The sequence below is a fragment of the Paenibacillus sp. J22TS3 genome, assembly GCF_018403205.1.
Taxonomy (GTDB): Bacteria; Bacillota; Bacilli; order Paenibacillales; family Paenibacillaceae; genus Fontibacillus; species Fontibacillus tuaregi.
The window spans coordinates 458,219-476,065 of sequence record NZ_BOSF01000001.1 but is presented as its reverse complement, the minus strand read 5'-3'; the positions used below and the strand labels follow the sequence as shown (position 1 = coordinate 476,065).

The 17,847-nt window shown below is 47.4% G+C and carries 22 protein-coding genes; 19 read left to right on the top strand and 3 right to left on the bottom strand.

Features of this window, described 5'->3' with window-relative positions:
• Positions 1–87 precede the first annotated feature (87 nt).
• The 16 genes from KJS63_RS02270 (at position 88) to KJS63_RS02195 (ending at position 13,379) form a co-directional block, all read left to right on the top strand.
• Positions 88–657 carry an NUDIX hydrolase gene (locus tag KJS63_RS02270; protein ID WP_068616979.1) on the top strand — a complete coding sequence of 190 codons (570 nt, stop codon included), beginning with the start codon at positions 88–90 and terminating at the stop codon, positions 655–657.
• Complete coding sequence (locus KJS63_RS02265) at positions 650–1,840, top strand: endonuclease Q family protein (RefSeq protein WP_213617786.1); 1,191 nt, start codon at positions 650–652, stop codon at positions 1,838–1,840. Before KJS63_RS02270 ends, KJS63_RS02265 begins: the two co-directional genes overlap by 8 nt.
• Positions 1,841–1,914: 74 nt before the next feature.
• Positions 1,915–2,562: a stage II sporulation protein M gene (spoIIM, locus tag KJS63_RS02260; RefSeq protein ID WP_213617785.1), complete on the top strand. Its 648-nt coding sequence runs from the start codon at positions 1,915–1,917 to the stop codon at positions 2,560–2,562.
• A gap of 93 nt (positions 2,563–2,655) precedes the next feature.
• Positions 2,656–3,138, top strand: a complete 483-nt coding sequence (fur, locus tag KJS63_RS02255) for a ferric iron uptake transcriptional regulator (RefSeq protein ID WP_213617784.1) — start codon at positions 2,656–2,658, stop codon at positions 3,136–3,138.
• A 213-nt stretch (positions 3,139–3,351) separates the two neighbouring features.
• Positions 3,352–3,588 carry a DUF4227 family protein gene (locus KJS63_RS02250; RefSeq protein WP_213617783.1) on the top strand — a complete coding sequence of 79 codons (237 nt, stop codon included), beginning with the start codon at positions 3,352–3,354 and terminating at the stop codon, positions 3,586–3,588.
• Positions 3,589–3,609: 21 nt separating this feature from the next.
• Entirely contained in the window at positions 3,610–4,515 is a 906-nt protein-coding gene (locus KJS63_RS02245; RefSeq protein ID WP_213617782.1) for a tyrosine recombinase, read from the top strand.
• Between the two features lie 42 nt (positions 4,516–4,557).
• Positions 4,558–5,382 carry a purine-nucleoside phosphorylase gene (locus tag KJS63_RS02240; protein ID WP_213617781.1) on the top strand — a complete coding sequence of 275 codons (825 nt, stop codon included), beginning with the start codon at positions 4,558–4,560 and terminating at the stop codon, positions 5,380–5,382.
• Positions 5,383–5,534: 152 nt separating this feature from the next.
• A complete protein-coding gene (locus tag KJS63_RS02235) occupies positions 5,535–6,722 on the top strand; it encodes a D-alanyl-D-alanine carboxypeptidase family protein (protein ID WP_213617780.1) in 1,188 nt (395 codons plus the stop codon).
• Positions 6,723–6,814: 92 nt separating this feature from the next.
• Positions 6,815–7,168 carry an anti-sigma F factor antagonist gene (gene spoIIAA, locus KJS63_RS02230; RefSeq protein ID WP_068616995.1) on the top strand — a complete coding sequence of 118 codons (354 nt, stop codon included), beginning with the start codon at positions 6,815–6,817 and terminating at the stop codon, positions 7,166–7,168.
• A complete protein-coding gene (gene spoIIAB / locus KJS63_RS02225; RefSeq protein ID WP_213617779.1) occupies positions 7,165–7,617 on the top strand; it encodes an anti-sigma F factor in 453 nt (150 codons plus the stop codon). Before spoIIAA ends, spoIIAB begins: the two co-directional genes overlap by 4 nt.
• Positions 7,618–7,628: 11 nt before the next feature.
• Positions 7,629–8,384: an RNA polymerase sporulation sigma factor SigF gene (gene sigF, locus KJS63_RS02220; protein WP_068617000.1), complete on the top strand. Its 756-nt coding sequence runs from the start codon at positions 7,629–7,631 to the stop codon at positions 8,382–8,384.
• 165 nt (positions 8,385–8,549) lie between these two features.
• Positions 8,550–9,191 carry a stage V sporulation protein AA gene (locus tag KJS63_RS02215; protein WP_213618306.1) on the top strand — a complete coding sequence of 214 codons (642 nt, stop codon included), beginning with the start codon at positions 8,550–8,552 and terminating at the stop codon, positions 9,189–9,191.
• On the top strand, positions 9,188–9,616 hold the full coding sequence (locus tag KJS63_RS02210) for a stage V sporulation protein AB (protein ID WP_068617004.1): 429 nt from the start codon (positions 9,188–9,190) through the stop codon (positions 9,614–9,616). The genes KJS63_RS02215 and KJS63_RS02210 overlap by 4 nt, the downstream gene beginning before the upstream one ends.
• 23 nt (positions 9,617–9,639) lie before the next feature.
• Entirely contained in the window at positions 9,640–11,268 is a 1,629-nt protein-coding gene (locus tag KJS63_RS02205) for a spore germination protein (RefSeq protein ID WP_213617778.1), read from the top strand.
• 114 nt (positions 11,269–11,382) lie between these two features.
• The gene (lysA, locus tag KJS63_RS02200; protein WP_213617777.1) at positions 11,383–12,714 is read left to right on the top strand and encodes a diaminopimelate decarboxylase; all 1,332 of its coding nucleotides are present in this window, start codon (positions 11,383–11,385) and stop codon (positions 12,712–12,714) included.
• A 230-nt stretch (positions 12,715–12,944) separates the two neighbouring features.
• Entirely contained in the window at positions 12,945–13,379 is a 435-nt protein-coding gene (locus tag KJS63_RS02195; RefSeq protein ID WP_213617776.1) for a peptidylprolyl isomerase, read from the top strand.
• 110 nt (positions 13,380–13,489) lie between these two features.
• On the opposite strand, the gene tlp is transcribed toward KJS63_RS02195, so the two are convergent.
• From tlp to KJS63_RS02180, 3 genes are all read right to left on the bottom strand, one after another.
• Positions 13,490–13,720 carry a small acid-soluble spore protein Tlp gene (gene tlp / locus KJS63_RS02190; RefSeq protein WP_068617011.1) on the bottom strand — a complete coding sequence of 77 codons (231 nt, stop codon included), beginning with the start codon at positions 13,718–13,720 and terminating at the stop codon, positions 13,490–13,492.
• A gap of 159 nt (positions 13,721–13,879) precedes the next feature.
• Positions 13,880–14,095, bottom strand: a complete 216-nt coding sequence (locus tag KJS63_RS02185) for a hypothetical protein (RefSeq protein ID WP_213617775.1) — start codon at positions 14,093–14,095, stop codon at positions 13,880–13,882.
• A 73-nt stretch (positions 14,096–14,168) separates the two neighbouring features.
• Positions 14,169–14,753, bottom strand: a complete 585-nt coding sequence (locus KJS63_RS02180) for a helix-turn-helix domain-containing protein (RefSeq protein WP_213617774.1) — start codon at positions 14,751–14,753, stop codon at positions 14,169–14,171.
• Between the two features lie 184 nt (positions 14,754–14,937).
• Between KJS63_RS02180 and KJS63_RS02175 the strand changes: the two genes are divergently transcribed.
• The 3 genes from KJS63_RS02175 (at position 14,938) to KJS63_RS02165 (ending at position 17,814) form a co-directional block, all read left to right on the top strand.
• Positions 14,938–15,393, top strand: a complete 456-nt coding sequence (locus tag KJS63_RS02175) for a hypothetical protein (RefSeq protein ID WP_213617773.1) — start codon at positions 14,938–14,940, stop codon at positions 15,391–15,393.
• Between the two features lie 218 nt (positions 15,394–15,611).
• On the top strand, positions 15,612–16,823 hold the full coding sequence (locus KJS63_RS02170; RefSeq protein WP_213617772.1) for a DNA sulfur modification protein DndB: 1,212 nt from the start codon (positions 15,612–15,614) through the stop codon (positions 16,821–16,823).
• A 7-nt stretch (positions 16,824–16,830) separates the two neighbouring features.
• On the top strand, positions 16,831–17,814 hold the full coding sequence (locus KJS63_RS02165) for a phage lytic cycle repressor MrpR family protein (protein WP_213617771.1): 984 nt from the start codon (positions 16,831–16,833) through the stop codon (positions 17,812–17,814).
• The last annotated feature ends 33 nt before the right edge of the window (positions 17,815–17,847 follow it).

Sequence of the window (17,847 nt, the reverse complement as noted above, 5' to 3'; positions counted from 1 at the left end):
CCTTTTCGAGAACGATTTGGTATAATAACACCATATGTTCAGAAGTGACAAGCTATGCTTTTTCTAATCAAAAGGAGGCAAAATTCCATGACAAAGTCTGCAAATTCCGCACTTAATGAGAAGACCCTCTCATCCAAGTCCATTTATACGGGCAAAATTATTTCTCTGCAGATTGATACTGTCGAGCTGCCTGACGGTTCTACCGGTGAACGCGAAATTGTTAAACACCCAGGTGCGGTAGCGGTGCTGGCTGTTCGTAACGGACGGCTGTTGCTGGTGGATCAATTCCGTCAATCCATTGGCAGAGGTGAGCTGGAGATCCCGGCCGGCAAGCTGGAGAAGGGCGAAGATCCCCTTGAAGCCGCGAAGCGCGAGCTGCAGGAGGAGACCGGCTATAGCGCTGGCAAGACTTCGCTGCTGCATTCGTTCTACACCTCACCCGGATTTGCAGACGAGCTGATTCATCTGTATCTCGCAGAGGATTTGAAGAAGGGGAAGGCATCCCCGGATGAGGATGAATTCCTAGAGGTACATGAGATCACCCTGCAGGAAGCGAAGAAGTATATATCCGAAGGCTGGATATCGGATGCGAAAACCATTATGGCCGTATACATTTGGGAATTGGCCGCCCATACCGGGCGATTCGGTCATGAGTAACGCGGGACTTCAGCGGTATTATGCGGATCTGCATATTCACATCGGCAGAACGGAGCGTGGAGAGCCGGTCAAGATCAGCGGCAGCCGCAACTTGACCTTCGCCCAAATCGCAAGTGAAGCCAGTGACCGCAAGGGAATTGAGTTGATCGGGATTATCGATTGTCACTCGCCAGGAGTTCAATATGACATCCACCAAAGTCTTGATCGCGGGGATATGGTTGAGCTTGAAGAAGGCGGTATTACTTATGGCAGGACAACCATTCTCCTCGGGAGTGAAATTGAGATTCGGGAGCCTGGCATGGGCCCGGCACATCTGCTTGTCTATTTTCCACATTTGAAAGTGATGGAGGAGTTCACCGGCTGGTTAAGCAAGCGGATGAAAAATGTGGGCTTAAGCTCTCAACGTCTGCACGCTCCGGCCCGTACCCTGCAGGAGGAGGTTGCTGCACGGGGCGGGATGCTTATTCCAGCTCATATCTTCACACCTCATAAAAGCATTTATGGCAGCGCGGCACCACGCATGGAAGATGTTCTGGATTTGTCCCTGATCAGGGCTGTAGAACTTGGGCTTAGCGCCGATTCGGAAATGGCCGGTTATTTGAGTGAGCTGGATGCGTTCACGATCCTCACCAATTCAGATGCTCATTCCCTTGGAAAGATTGGACGGGAATACAATGAGCTGGCTCTCTTGAAGCCGAACTATTTTGAATTCGAGAAGGCCCTCAATCGGCAGGATGGACGTGCGGTTACCGCCAATTATGGGCTCAATCCCCGGCTTGGGAAATATCACCGGACATACTGCAGTGGGTGTCAGAGCATTCTGGACGAGCAGAACATTGCGGTCCAAAAATGCTCTTATTGTGGGAGCACTAAACTGACCAAAGGGGTACTTGACCGGATCCGTTCGATTGCCGACAGGGAAGTACCGGAGGTTCCAGCGCATCGCCCCCCTTATAAATACCAGATTCCACTGGAGTTCATTCCAGGGCTTGGGCCGGCAAAGCTTACGGCACTGCTTGAAGCTTTTGGTACCGAGATGAACATTCTTCACAGAGTCAGCGCGGAGGAATTGGCATCCGTTGTAGGGCCCGAGCTGTCGGCCGCGATTGTGGATGCCAGGGAGGGAAGAACCCAGCTGACTGCAGGAGGCGGGGGAACTTACGGGAAGGTAAGGAAACCGTAAATCTCACGGCATAGGCGGACCAGCCTGTACATAGAATGATAGAGACTTCTATGGACAAGGAAGGAGGCCGTCCTATGTTTAAAGCTTTCAATCATACCCTTAAAGACCAAACCCCGCTGTATGTGTTTGTTACCGTCCTTTTTCTGATGGGCGTTATCTTTGGTGCGCTTATGGTCAATGCTTTGACACTGGAGCAGCAGCAGGATCTTTCCCGCTATTTGGGTGATTTCTTCACCTCCTTTAACCAAGAGGATTCCGCGGGGCTCTCCTCATTCTGGAGCATTGCCGTACTGAATCTGAAGTGGATCGGTTTAATATGGGTTCTGGGGCTCTCGGTCATCGGGCTCCCTGGAATTCTGATTATCGATTTCCTGAAGGGAGTCCTGATTGGCTTCTCGGTGGGCTGTCTCGTCGGCCAGTTCACTTGGAAAGGCATGCTGTTCGCCTTGGTTTCCATAGCACCTCATAACCTGGTCCTAATCCCTGTCCTGCTCATATGCAGTGTGGCGGCGGTGACCTTCTCACTGAACATTATCCGCAGCAGGGTAATGCTGAGGGGCCACGGCTCGCTTGCCAAGCCTTTTTTCAACTACTCTGGTTTGGTGCTCATGATGGCGGTGCTGATTTTAGGGATTTCTTCTTTTGAAACCTGGGTTACCCCGGTTCTGATAGGATGGGTTGCCCCAGTGTTGGAACAGGCTTCCACGGCCTCCTCACTCTAGTAAAATGTTTGACTTTGTTGATCTTAACCCCCTATAATGAAAGAAGTGATTTGTGCCAGAAGGTGGTCGGCTTTTTTCCAAGGGGGAGATTACATGGAAGAACGGATCGATAAAATTAAGCAGCAGCTGCAATCCCATGGTTATAAGCTTACGCCCCAACGGGAAGCCACGGTAAGGGTTTTGCTTGAGAATGAAGACGACCATTTGAGCGCGGAAGATGTGTTCATGCTCGTTAAAGATAAAGCTCCGGAAATAGGTCTTGCGACAGTATATCGTACACTTGAGCTGTTAAGTGAGCTCCATGTGGTGGAGAAGATTAACTTTGGCGACGGTGTTGCCCGTTATGACCTTCGTACGGATACATCCAAGCATCATCATCACCATTTGATCTGTGTGCAATGCGGTGCCATGGACGAGATCAGAGAAGACTGGCTGGGCCCTTTGGAGGAACGGTTGGAGAAGGAATTTAATTTTACGGTTCTGGATCACCGGCTTGATTTTCAAGGGATTTGCTACCGCTGTAAGGACAAAGATAAAGACAAGAACGGTGACACCGACAAGAATTCCAAAGAATAACAAGGGTTACCGTAAGCTCTCTTCGGCCGCTTGGCCGCCGGGGGCTTTTTTTTGGGCCTGTCTATATTCAGGCCGGTTCCACAGTCCGAGACCTGGTCAAGCATTCATAATCCTGATCTCTTGTCTGTATACATAATCTATACCATCTTTTTATGAATATGAATTTTCTTATTTGTAAACAGGACAAAATCGGGTATAGAAAGAGGGAGAGGAATGGTCATTTCACTTCGCAAATGGCTTCGTTCCATCAGGCTGCTGATTGTGTTTCTGGGTCTATCGCTGTTATTCTACAAAGCAATCCATTGGCTGGATGCCTGGGTATTTCCCGCCGATAAATACGGGACACCCCAGGGTGCTGCTGTAAAGGCATTTGTGCATGATGGCGGCTTTAAACCCGAAGGCGGGACAGTAATAGACCGGTTGAGAACGTTCTATTGGTACGGGGAGTAATGATGGGAAGGAGACACGGGGATGAAGCGGCACTTGCCTTTCTTTATGGACTATTTACGGGATCAGCGGGGTTTAAGCACCGCAACGCTGTCATCTTATCAGAAAGATCTGGAGCAATTTATCCAGGCCATGGAGGACCGGGGATTGACCGAAGCCAGTCAGGTTTCCAAGACTCACTTGACCTTGTATTTTGCCGGTCTGAAGGAGGCGGGCAGGGCTTCTGCTTCAGTTACCCGTGCCTCGGTCTCCATTCGTTCCTTCTTCCGCTATCTTATGGTGGAGAAGGATCTTGTACATGATCCTTTCCTGCACCTGGAGAGCCCCAAACATCAAAAAAAAGCCCCGCAGATTCTGAGTGAGACTGAGGTGGCCAGATTGCTGGATCGGCCGGATCTGACCACGCCTGTGGGGCTTAGGGATAAAGCAATGCTTGAGCTGTTATATGGGACTGGAATCAGAGTGACGGAATTAATCCTGCTCAACAGGTCTGATGTGGATATTTCCCTTGGCTTCGTCCGCTGCGGAGGGGACACGGGCAAGGAGCGGATTATTCCTGTAAGCAGGGTAACGAGCGGCTGGGTGGAGAAGTACTTAAGTGAAGCGTGGGAAGCCTTGGCGGATGAGGAGGAAGAGGCTTTGTTCCCGAACCGGCTCGGGGGAAGAATCTCCCGGCAGGGGTTTTGGAAGGCGATCAAGAAGTACGGGGCGGAGGCTGGTATCGAAGCGGATATTACCCCGCATACTCTTCGGCACTCTTTTGCGGCGCATTTGCTGGATAATGGGGCTGATCTGAGGTCCGTTCAAGAGATGCTGGGCCACGCCGATTTAAGTTCAACCCAGGTATATCTACGGAAACCCAAGGAAAACCTGAAATCTGTCTATCAAAGCTATCATCCTAGGGCGAAGCTCGGTTCCCAACATGACTAAGACTGTAATTATTGATGGATGAATAAGAATGGAGAGATGAACATGACAACATTAAATCAGGGAATCATCCAGGAAGCAGCTGCTTACATATTGGACAAGTCCAAAGCGAAGCCGGAGGTCGGCTTGATCCTCGGCTCGGGACTTGGGGTTCTGGCGGATCATATCGAGAATCCGGTCGTAATTGACTATCGTGATATCCCTCATTTTCCGCAATCTACTGTAGAAGGACATGCGGGAGAACTGGTGCTTGGCACTGTGGGAGGACGTCAAGTAGTGCTGATGAAGGGTCGTTTCCATATGTATGAGGGGTATGGACCCGAAGTTACAGCATTTCCAGTGCGGGTGATGAAAGCGCTTGGCGCGACCAAGCTGCTTGTTACCAATGCGGCAGGAGGGGTAAACACCTCCTTCAAGCCAGGTGATCTGATGCTGATTTCAGATCATCTGAACCTTACTGGCCAAAGTCCGTTAACCGGGGCAAATGACAATGCGCTCGGTCCCCGCTTCCCGGATATGTCGGAAGCATACAGCAGACGCCTTCGGGACTTGGCCCGTCAGGTTGCCAGTGAACACCAGATTCCTCTGCAGGAGGGTGTTTATGCGGGCATGATTGGACCAGCCTATGAGACTCCGGCGGAGATCCGGATGCTGCGTACGCTCGGCGCGGATGCCGTAGGCATGTCCACGGTTTCGGAGGTGATTGTTGCCCGTCACGCCGGCATTGAAGTGCTTGGAATTTCCTGCATCAGCAATATGGCGTCGGGGATTTTGGATCAGCCTCTCTCCCACGATGAGGTTATGGAGACAACCGAGCTGGTTAAGGAGAAGTTTCTCGGATTAGTTACTTCAATTATTCCTAAATTGTAGGCCTGGAATTGATGATATAAGATTTGAATGAAAGTGCAGACCCGTCCGTATTATGGATGGCTCTGTGCTTTTTTTGTATTTTCAGGAATATTCTGGTTGGGATTGGACGATAATAGGCTATCAGTTGAAGTTTTGAGAGGGGGATATTCCTAATGAAAAAATGGCTACTGATATGCACAGCCGCACTAATGCTGACATCCGCAGCCACGCCGGCCACCAGTCTGGCCAAAGAGGAGACTGCACCAAAATCATCCGAGGTGTCCGATCTGGCTCCGAACGCAGGATCAGCCATCCTGATGGATGCAGACACCGGAACTGTTCTTTATGAGAAGAAAAGTCATGAGAAGCTGCCTCCTGCAAGTATCACAAAGATTATGACTATGCTGCTCACCATGGAGGCGATCAGCAAGGGAACCCTGAAGCTTACAGATAAAGTTCCTACCAGCGAATATGCCGCATCCATGGGAGGCTCCCAAATCTTCCTGGAGCCTGGCGAGGAAATGACCGTGGATGAAATGCTGAAGGGAATTGCGATGGCGTCCGGGAATGACGCGTCCGTAGCCATGGCCGAGAAGCTGGCAGGGTCCGAGGTGGAGTTCGTCAAGCTGATGAACAAGAGAGCCAAGGAGCTTGGGATGAACGATACCCACTTCATGAATTGTAACGGGCTGCCTACGGACAATCATTACTCCTCCGCGCATGATATTGCGATTATGAGCAAGGAGCTTCTCAAGTATCCGCAGATCACCAAGTACACGGGTGCATACCAGGATTACCTTCGCAAGAATACGGAGAAACCGTTCTGGCTGGTTAATACCAACAAGCTGGTCCGCTTCTACAGCGGCGCAGATGGTCTTAAGACGGGTTACACTTCTGAAGCCAAATTCTGTCTCTCGGCAACAGCAGTTCGTGAGGGGCTGAGATTGATTGCCGTGGTGCTCGGCGAGCCGAATACCAAGACCCGGAATAGCGAAGTAGGCACGATGTTCGATTATGCATTTTCCCAATATACGGTGAAGTCCTTGTTTAAGAGGGGGGATGTTATCGGTACGGTCAAGATCCGTAAGGGGGACACCAAGGAGCTGCAGCTGGCCGCTTCCCATCCTTATACCGTACTGGTGAAGAAAAGCGGAGCAGCGGATAAGATCACACATAAACTGTTGATCCCTACAGAAGTGTCCGCCCCGGTTAAAGAAGGGCAAGTGCTCGGCAAGCTGGTGGTGTATCAAGGGGACAAGATTCTTAAGGAGTTCGAGTTGAAGTCTTCCGCCCAGATTGAGAAAGCGGGCTGGTGGACCTTGTTCAAGCGGACAACCTCGAAACTGTTTTTTGTAGATTGATAGGAGTTTTCTTCTAGTTTTGTCGGGGTGCAGGAATAGGCCGTCAAATTGTAGAAATGAGTGTTCATTGTCAGAGAGGAGAGTGAACAGACGTGAATCTTCATTTGGAAATGGAACAACGCCGCGATACGCTGATTGTAAGGCTGCAAGGGGAACTGGATCATCATACCGCGGATTCCGTCAGACTGCAGCTTGATGAGGAGATTGCCCGCGGGCGCTGTAAAGATCTGATATTCAGCTTAAAGTCACTTCAGTTCATGGATAGTTCGGGACTTGGTGTTATTCTCGGACGGTACAAGCTGATTAAGCAAAAAGGCGGGAGAATGGCGATTTGCGATGTGAACCCACCGGTGTACCGACTGTTCGAGATGTCAGGTCTATTCAAGATTATGCCTGTATTTGATGATGAGGGCGCCGCTCTCTCTGAACTGGAGGTTGCCCTATGAGCGAGAAATCTGGAAATTTCATGAATTTGCAGTTCGCGGCCAAGTCGGAGAATGAGTCCTTCGCCCGGGTGACCGTTGCCGCTTTCGTCTCGCAACTGGACCCGACAATGGAGGAGATCACTGATCTGAAGACCGTTGTCTCTGAAGCCGTCACCAACTGCATCATTCATGGTTATGACAACGATCCAAGCGGGATTGTCTATATACATGCTGAAATTGAGCAGGATGTAGTTACCCTGGTGATTGAGGATAAAGGGCGGGGCATTGAGGATATGGAATTGGCCAAACAGCCGCTGTACACCTCCAAGCCGGAACTGGAGCGGTCGGGAATGGGCTTTACGATTATGGAGAATTTCATGGATGAATTCGAATTGGTAAGTGAAGTTGGTGGGGGAACCTCCATCCGCATGAAGAAGAGGATCGAATCTAAGAAAGCTTTATACAATTAGGGGTTGGGTATATGAATGCCGATGTGAAGCAAACCTCACAGACCTACTTGGATGACGCGGAAGTGAAGCGTCTGATCGCCCTGAGCCAGACAGGGGACTCAGTCGCCAGGGATACGTTAGTGAACTGTAATATCCGTCTTGTCTGGTCCGTCGTACAGCGGTTTATGAACCGGGGGTACGAGCCCGAAGATTTGTTTCAGATCGGTTGTATCGGCCTTCTTAAATCGGTCGACAAATTCGATCTAAGCTACGACGTCAAGTTCTCCACCTATGCGGTTCCCATGATTATTGGGGAGATTCAGCGCTTTCTGCGGGATGACGGTACCTTGAAGGTAAGCCGCTCACTCAAGGAAATGGCTAATAAAGTCCGCAAGAAAAAGGACGAGCTGGCTAAGCTGCTGGGCCGTCTTCCAACGATTAAAGAAGTGGCCGAAGCGCTTGAGGTTACGCCTGAGGATGTGGTCTTTGCCCAGGAGGCGAACAAGCCTCCGGCGTCCATCCATGAGACCGTCTTCGAGAATGATGGAGACCCGATCACTTTGATGGACCAGATCGCCGATGAGTCCCAGGAGCGCTGGTTCGATAAGCTCGCCCTTCATGAGGCGATTGATGGCCTTAGCGAACGGGAGAGGCTGATCGTCTACCTGCGTTATTACCGGGATCAGACTCAGTCTGAGGTGGCACACCGGCTGGGAATATCACAGGTGCAGGTCTCCAGGCTGGAGAAGAAAATTCTGCAGAATATCCGCGACCAGATCGCACAGTAAAATTTAGCTGTTCCACGGCTCTAACGCAGCCGCAGGAACAGCTTTTTACTTAATGTGGCTAAGCGAAGGACCGGATTGGCTCAAGTCGGGTACTCAGGCATTCCGGTTAAAAGAAGGCTTCCCTTGGCATACTATGGCCATTACGGCAGCAAAGGGGTGATCTGGATGGGCAATGATCCTGCTCTCACCGTATATCTAAGGCTCCGCAAAAATGTCAAGCTTCGCGAAGGCCATATGATAAGGCTCGGAGATATTGCTCAAATTCTGGCTCCCGGTGATTGGGAGGATAAATTAAAGAAGCTCGTCATGGACAGGCCTGAGCATCAGGACGGCAACCGGATTGTTATTGATATGCTGCAAATTATCCGAAAAATCCATACCGTAATACCGGGCTGCAGCATTGAGCATATCGGCGAGCCGCATACCCTGATTGAGATTGCGGGGAATCAGAAGAAGCCTTCAGTCTTGTTGTTTACGGTGGTATGGCTGCTGCTGTTCTTCGGGTCCATACTTACCATTATGAATTTTCACGCCGATGTGAGTATGCCTGAGGTTCAGGTCAGACTGGTGGAGATGATCACCGGGACACGGGACGAGCATCCCTATGCGTTTCAAGCCGCATATTCCGTAGGGATCGGCCTTGGGATGATTGTGTTCTTTAATCATATTTTCAAAAAGAAATGGAATGAGGAGCCTACGCCGCTTGAAGTGGAAATGTTCTTATACCAGGAGAATTTGAACCATTATGTTATCACTGAGGAATATAAAAAGATCCACCAACTGGAATCCAGGGGGGAGAAGCCATGACACCTGCGCTGTCTCTCCTTATTCTCCTGTTCCTGGGGCTTGCCGGGGGAATCGCCGTGGGTGGCGGAGTTATAGCGCTTTTTGTTGTTCTAGATATTATTCCCCGGCTTGCCCAGCTAAGCCGTACATACAATAAGGTTCACTGGTATGAAGGAGCAATGGTCAGCGGGTCTTTTGTAGGGACGGTGGCGGACTTCTGGAATTTCAAGCTGGGTCTTGATTCCGAGGTGTTGAGCGCCTTCATTGGCATGTTAAACGGAATCTTCATAGGCATGTTGGCCGCCGCGTTGACAGAGGTATTAAACGTTCTCCCGATTCTTGCCAAACGGCTGCACATGGGGCAGTATCTGTTCGGCTTGTTGCTGGCCATGGTGTTCGGGAAGGTGGCGGGCTCACTATTTGAATGGTTCATCTATCAACCTTAGGATCATAGGAGGGCAAATACAGCATGAGGGAACATGAGACGCATACAGCGGATAGTGGGGATATGGGGCCTCCTCCAGAATTTTTGGCTGAAGACCGGCAGGAGAATGAACATACAGACCGCTCAGGTGAACAGAGCAAAGTTGAAGCGGAACACTCGGGGAATGTGGAGGAATCCGTTATATATTGGCAGAGATCTGACCGTATAAGCGAAGAGCTGAGCACTGTCCGTAAAACATTGGTTAAGGTAATTGGCCTGGACGAAAGCTTTGATGTGAACTTCCGGGAAATGACTTATGGCGGACGGAAGGCGGCGCTCTTCTTCATTACGGGATTCGCCAAAGATAATATCATGCAGGAGATCATCAAACGCCTAACCTACCTGACACCGGATTCACTTTCCGGGGATGCGTTAGAAGAATTCTTCACCTATTACATTCCTCATATCCAAGTATCCAAGGCGAAGACAATGAGCGAGGTCATCAACAAGGTGATGACAGGTATGAGCGCATTCTTCATTGAGGGTGAAGAATCTGCCATTGTGATGGATACACGTTCTTACCCTATGAGAAGCCCTGAGGAGCCATCGCTTGAAAGAGTTGTCCGCGGGGCCCGTGATGGCTTCACAGAGACGCTGCTGACGAATATTGCCCTGGTCCGGCGAAGACTTCGGGATCCGGGGCTTAAATTTGAGTATATTCAAGTCGGCCGCAGAACCCAGACGGATGTAAGTATTGCTTATATCGATGACATCGTAGACAAGGTTCAGGTGGACAAAATTCGGGAGAAGATCAAAGCGGTCAATATGGACGGCATTCCTTTGGCGGATAAACAGTTAGAAGAGGCCATCATGGAAAGCGGCTGGAATCCGTATCCGATGGTCCGGTATTCGGAGCGTCCAGATGTGGTTGCTTCGCATATTATGGAGGGCAGGGTCGTTGTCTTCGTGGATACCTCACCTAGCGTCATGATTCTTCCCACCACCTTTTTTGATTTATGTCAGCATGCCGAGGAGAACCGCCAAACCTCAACGATGGGCACCTATCTGCGATGGATCCGTTTTGCCGGGATACTGGCCTCGTTAATCCTGCTGCCCTTGTGGCTGCTTGTTGTAATCCATCCGGAGATCAAGCCTCCAGCGCTGTCTTTCATCGGGCCGCAGACCCAGGCTAAGCTCCCGCTTATTGTGCAATTTCTGCTTGTTGAGTTTGGCGTTGATCTTATGAGGATGGCGGCGGTTCACACGCCGACCCCGTTAGCTTCAGCCATGGGCTTGATTGCGGCTATTCTAATCGGTGACATCGCTGTCAAAACCGGGCTGTTCGTGAACGAGGTTGTTCTTTACATGGCTGTCGCTGCTATCGGTATGTTTGCAACGCCTAGCTATGAGCTTGGGCTGGCTAACCGGTTGGTCCGGCTGCTTCTGCTTCTTGCGGTAGCTATTTTTGGAATACCAGGCTTTGTCGGGGGAATCACGTTATTTATTGTGCTGTTGACGATCCGTCGCTCGTTTAACTCTTCTTATATGTGGCCGTTTATACCTTTTAATGCAAAAGCGTTGTACAGTATATTGTTTAGGGTCCCGGTGTTATATTCCAAAAAACGCCCATCCTTTAACAAAACTCGTGACAATACACGGCTTCCTGGAAAGTAATCGGAGTACTCGCGGTAGGTAAAAAACACAAATCAAATACGAAAAAATCCATTATTCACACTCCGAATTGTTTGTTATACTAAAAAAAATCAAATTTATCGGAGGATTGTGGAAATGTTTCTACACGGTACAAGCACGATTAATGCCAAAGGCCATCTAGAGATTGGTGGATGTGATACAGTTGAACTAAAGGAAAAGTATGGAACACCATTATATATTGTGGATGAAGCGCTTGTACGCCAGCGCAGCCGCGAGTATGTCGAGGCCTTCAAGCAGTCCGGCCTCTCGTTCCAGGTTGCCTACGCCAGCAAAGCGTTCTGCACCCTCGCTATGTGCCGTCTGGCTGAAGAGGAAGGACTGTCCCTGGATGTTGTATCCGAAGGGGAACTTTACACCGCGCTGCAGGCGGGATTTCCGGTAGAAAGAATTCATTTCCATGGCAACAACAAAACTCCTGACGAGATTCAAATGGCGATTACCGCTGGTATTGGATGCTTTGTCGTGGATAATTTCACAGAGATTCATCTCTTGAACGCCATCGCTGTGGAAAATGGGGTGAAGGTTAACGTCCTGCTTCGAGTTACTCCTGGGGTTGAAGCTCATACCCACGAATACATTTCCACCGGCCAGACCGATTCCAAATTTGGTTTTGATATTGGGAACGGATCGGCATTTGATGCGGTGAAGCTGTCGAGTGTGCAGTCTCATTTGAACTTGCTTGGCGTGCACTCCCACATTGGCTCCCAGATTTTTGAGGTTGAAGGCTTCCAGATGGCAGTTGAGCGGGTGGCTGCGTTTGCCAAGTCGGTTAAGGAGCAGATCGGGGTAGTATTCCAAGTGGTCAACCTGGGCGGAGGCTTTGGCATCCGTTATATGGAAGGCGATACTCCACTTCAAGTAGCTGAGTACGTTAAGGCGATTACGGATGGAGTAAAGCAGTATTTTGCAGGGGCCTACGACAAGCTTCCAGAGATCTGGGTGGAGCCGGGCCGCAGCATTGTCGGTGACGCGGGGACTACCTTATACACCGTCGGTACCAGCAAAGATATCCCTGGTGTCCGAAAGTATGTTGCGGTTGACGGGGGAATGACCGATAATCCGCGTCCGGCCCTTTATGAGTCGAAGTATGAGGCGATGCTGGCTAACCGTGGCCGTGATGAAGCTGAAGAGACCGTGTCTATCGCGGGCAAATGCTGTGAGAGTGGCGACATGCTGATTTGGGATTTGGAGCTGCCTAAGGTGAACAGCGGAGATTTGCTGGCCGTATCCTGCACCGGTGCTTATAACTACGCGATGGCAAGCAATTACAACCGGATCCGCAGACCGGCGGTTGTCTTTGTCAAAGACGGTTCAAGTGATCTCGTTGTGAAGAGGGAGTCGCTGGATGATATCGTGGCGAATGATCTAATTCCTGAGCGGATTCAGAAGCAGCCCTCGTTTAAATAACCGGGCGGTTCTGGCAGAGCAGGCCGGAACCCCCGAGTAATAAAAGTAACAGCCTCGCAGGTTTAATCCCTGGGGGCTGTTATTTTTAGATTATGACATGAACAGCTTTTGCACTGGGACAAGTTTCATAGTACACTAATGTACGTTAAGTCCTGTAACAAACACAGCAGTTGAATCATGGTTGATTCCAAATACAACCTACCCTAATATTCTTAACGAGGTGACCCCAGATGAAAAAAGGTACAATTGAATTAGAAAAAGGCGGAATTGTGGAAATCGAATTTTTCCCTGAAGAGGCTCCCAACACCGTTGCCAACTTTGAGAAGCTTGCAAACTCCGGATTCTACAACGGACTTAGCTTCCATCGTGTTATCCCGGGCTTCGTGGCTCAAGGCGGATGTCCTGTCGGAAACGGCACAGGAGGCCCAGGCTACACCATCGATTGTGAGACAGCTACGAACACCACCAAGCACACCAAGGGCGTGCTTTCTATGGCTCATGCGGGTCGCAACACAGGTGGAAGCCAGTTCTTCATCTGCTACGCACCACAGCCGCATTTGGACGGGGTACATACCGTGTTTGGCAAAGTTACCAAAGGTATGGATCTGATTGATAACACCAAACAAGGTGACAAAATGAAAGAAGTAAAAGTTTGGGAAGAGTAATCTGACCAAACGTAGCCCCCTTGGAGGAATAACATCCTCAAGGGGGCTTTTGTATAGCAGTATTTTATTGCCTTTGAATGTCCGTATAACACGGCACCTTAGCGGTCTATCTATTCCCGGGCATGGCTGGCTTCGTCTTTGATCTCTTCGCGGAAGCCTTTAATGCTCTCCAGGCGTCTGTGATTCTTGGCATGAATATCACTTTTCTCATCTGCGGTGATCTCATCCGCATGCTCAGCAAGGTAGTCCTCAGCTTCGTTGTAGTTCTCGATCGAATTGTGAATGTGCTGCTGAAGATGTTTTACATTGTCTGCACGGTTATCCGGTTTGGGTCTGCTCATGGTTCACGCCTCCTTAAGGATTGATCAGAGTAAATTTAAAATGAACACATATAGACTCCCACAACAAGGCTGATCATACACCCCAGATTTGGCGGGTATCGTAGGGAGAGTATGTAGAATATTCCGATGATTAATTTATATAATATAATTATATTTACTTTATAAAAAAGGGTTAAATGGTTCCCGAAAGTGTTTCTGGTGTGCATAGTGTTTAAGCCAAAGCGTTTGGGTATTTTCTTTCCTGGTCATCAATTTTTGAGTTTTATCAGTTTTTTTATTTAAGTACGTTTGTTCACAGATGTATTCTTCTTGTCCATCGAAATATTGGTCCTGCCACGTCACAATCGAATGATTGCCTTGATTTCCTTTTGCCATAGTATGTAATCCCCCCCTCATCTATATACATATTTTTATTTTAATAGAAATCAGTCAATAAATCAAATTTTCTTTATTGATTTTTAAGAAGCTTCATGAAAAAATTACCTTTATCTGTAAAAGTATAAAAAGTGCCATAGGAATCTTGCTTATACTCTACAAGCCCATATAATTCCAAAGTATCTCCTATGCCATACAGAATTCTGTTAAGGGTTCTAAGAGCAGAAGAGGATTTGCTTGCAAGAACTTCATAAACCCCTTCTTTAATATGATCTTCATATAAGTCGATGAGCTGCAAGATATTGGTGATCTCAAGTCCTGCAATTGGAGTGGGGACATGATGCTTGGATAAAATTTCTTTAATCTTGAGAAAAGCTTCATCGGAAATTAGTTTGCCTGATTCGGCATCTTCACTTCGAAAATCCAGAGAAACAAATTCAACGACATCTGACACGTTAAACCTTTTGTTAAGTCCTCTCATGACGGATATTTGATTAATGGTTGTCAGTATTTTCTCGAGAGTATCGATTTCAATCCGTTTGGATGTCCCGTTAGCCAGGTCATTAATCGTGTTTGGGCGCACCTCGGATAGAACAGCTAATTTATTCTTTGTAATTCCAATTTGTTGAATTGTGTGTTCGAGATTAAACTTAATCATGGAAATTAAGCCTCTTCCTACTAAGATTTTAGAAATAATTATACCATGCGCAGGTCCTGGTGACAATCTTATAGGGTTATGAATTTTAACTTCAGGAGTTAATTTTGGTTGACTAACAGCTTTATGCAGATTATATTATAACTACTGTAGTTAAAAAAGTTAGGCCGCTTGGAGGCTGGAATACATGGATACGCTATCTCATACTTACGTACTGAAGGAACTGGGCTTAAATCCTAAGGCACAAGAACTTATCAATTTAATAAAATATTTCTTGATATCTGACCAGCAAAAGCTTGATTTTATTAAAGAAGCTAGGCATAAACAGATGTTATTTAATTATCCCGTCACCATGATGGGGAGATTAGTCAGGGATTTATTATGGGAAATTAGGCTTCGCAGGTTGAAAAGTACAACGCTATCGCTTGAACAATTCTTGGCGGACTATGGAAGTGACCCAATTTTAGCACTGGAAAATATGCTGCAGGAGCACATACAGCCTGGGAAAATGCACAGATTCGCAAGTTCAGGTATGACTGCTGAGCAGATGTATTGGCTTCATATGCGGAATCCTGAAGATCAAATGATGGAGTTAATATTAAAATACGAAATGTCGCCCAGTAAAAAATCGACGCTCATTTGATGATAAATGAGTGTTTTTTATTTTGTTTATAAAATAAGTATATTCATACAAACAAAAATAATATAATATATTTATGTTATAACTCACTTAAGCATGGTCAGAATTGTAGATGGGGTGGTTCTTTGAGAAAAGACAGGCAAGACTTAGAATTTTACCTTCATGAAATGATAAAGGAAATTAAACTTTCGAGGAAGAAAGTTTTGGATGTCAATAAAAGATTGAGTAATAAAGGAGTTCCGATTGGGGTATTTGATGAGATCTCCAAAGGAATTAAACCGCTCTCTTCGGTGGAAATGCCATTGCTGTGCATTCTAACCGTTGTGTTGTTTGAGGTGACAAATGATGCCCAAATTAATCCTGTGGAATGGTTTACGGAGAAGGAAATCAGGGTTTCTCGGGAATCCATCGCAGAGAGGCCGTCAAGCAGCCGGGTTGAACTGCCTGTGACCATGGAGAACGTTATTTCGATTCAGCCGGACAGTTATATAACCAAGGTAAAGATGTCTTTTCTGGTGAGTCTGTTCCACTCGCAACTGATTGTATATGATTATGAGACACAGCGGAGTGCCAAGTATAAACGGGGAAAAGAAGGCGTCGTACCTGTGCCGGATCTCAATATGAAGAGTGTGAAGGATATTGCCAAGAGTATGCTGAGCGAAACGTATCTTGAGGATATGATCACTTTAAATGTGTATTCTGAAGACTTGGAAGCCCTGGACTATAACCCAGATAGCCAAACACTCAAAATTCTTAACGGGGCAACGATTTCCATTCTGGATGGCTTTCACCGGCTGCAGGGTGGAGTAAGGGCTTTGGCCATAAATTCAGAGTTGGATCTTGAAATGATTCTTTCTGTACGATCTTATGATACGGAAACGGCGAAGAAATATTTTGGGCAGATTAATACGGTAAATACGGTCAAGAAGGAGAGGCTGAAGGAATTAAAACAAGAGAAATTTTCAGACCTTGTCGTCAGGGATATCCAGAAAAAATCTGATTTGCGTGGAAAAATCGCCTCCGCATCAAAAATTAGCGAAATCGCGGGTCAGCTGACCACCTTTGATATTATGTCTTTTGGCGTGGACTCGGTATATAATCCCAAGAGTAAGCTGGAGGCCAAGGAAGTTGCCGATAACCTGATTACCTTTTTTGATTATCTAGCCGGGTCGTTTGTGGATGAGTTCTTGAGTAAGCCAGAGGCGTACCGGAACACGAATAGGAATCACCCTCTGATCTTTCTGGGTTATATTGTAATAGCCAAACATTTCACGGATATCCGGCGCCCACTTGCTGAACTTAAATCTTTTATCGAGAGCATGGATTTCAGGGATGAGAAGCTTGATGAACTGCTGCATGACAGAAGAGGGATTAATAACACCAAAATAAGAAAATCGGTGATCAAGTATTTCCAGGATAAAGTGGGGGAGTGAGCTTTAGGTGAACAGTGTCTATGATAATGTGTTCTACAATGAGGAACAAAAGACGAGGTATCTGAAGGGGCTAACGGAAAGAACCTACATCGTTTACTCACGGATTTTAAAAAGAGCCTCTTACATTGAGGAGCAATTGGACAAAGACCTGTATGATTTTAATATTGCCGAAATCGAGCAGTTCATGAATTTCCTTGCCCCAACTACAATGACCTCCAGCAATGATGCGTTATCGATTATAAGGGCCTATATAAGATGGGCGATTCAAGAGGATTTGAGAAAAGATAATGTAAATCCTTTGGAGACGGTAATGAGCGATTCATTTATTAGAAAATTTGTGGATACTTCAGCCAAGATGTTCTTCACCAAGAGAGAGATTGAGAGGCTTACAGGCGGACTTGTTAATTTCCAAGATTCTGCTCTGGTACAGTGTTTGTTTGAGGGGATTATGGGGAACGGCTACTCCGAAATTTTAAATATACTGAAGAAGGATATTGACCGGGATTCGAACAATTTGACGGTTAGAAATGCTGCTGCGTCAGGGGAGTTGCAGTCCCGGGTGATACCGGTATCTTCCCGGCTGATGAATATGCTGTTCAGTGCGGCTAATGAAACGATATATCATAAAAATAACGGTAATCCTGATGTTAATCTCAAAGCAAAAGATGGGGAACTGATCGATAACGAGTTCGTGTTTAGAGCCGTAAAGATGAATACCAAGGAGTATGGCCGGGCGAACAGCCATTTGGTATCACGAAGAATTACGAATATTGGCGAATGGTTCGACTATCCGCATCTTACTCCAATGAATATAAAGAAATCTGGCATGTTATGGATGGCTAAACAACTTGTGAACCAATCCGGGAAGCTGGAAAGGGAAGAGGTTGTCGAAGTGTGCAGACAGTTTAGAGTTGATTCGAAAATTACAACCCGTTTAACAAGGGATTTCCTGAATTTGAATACGATTAATAAACTTTACACAGAAGAATAAGCGGGTCTTATTCTTCTGTGTAATTTATTGACT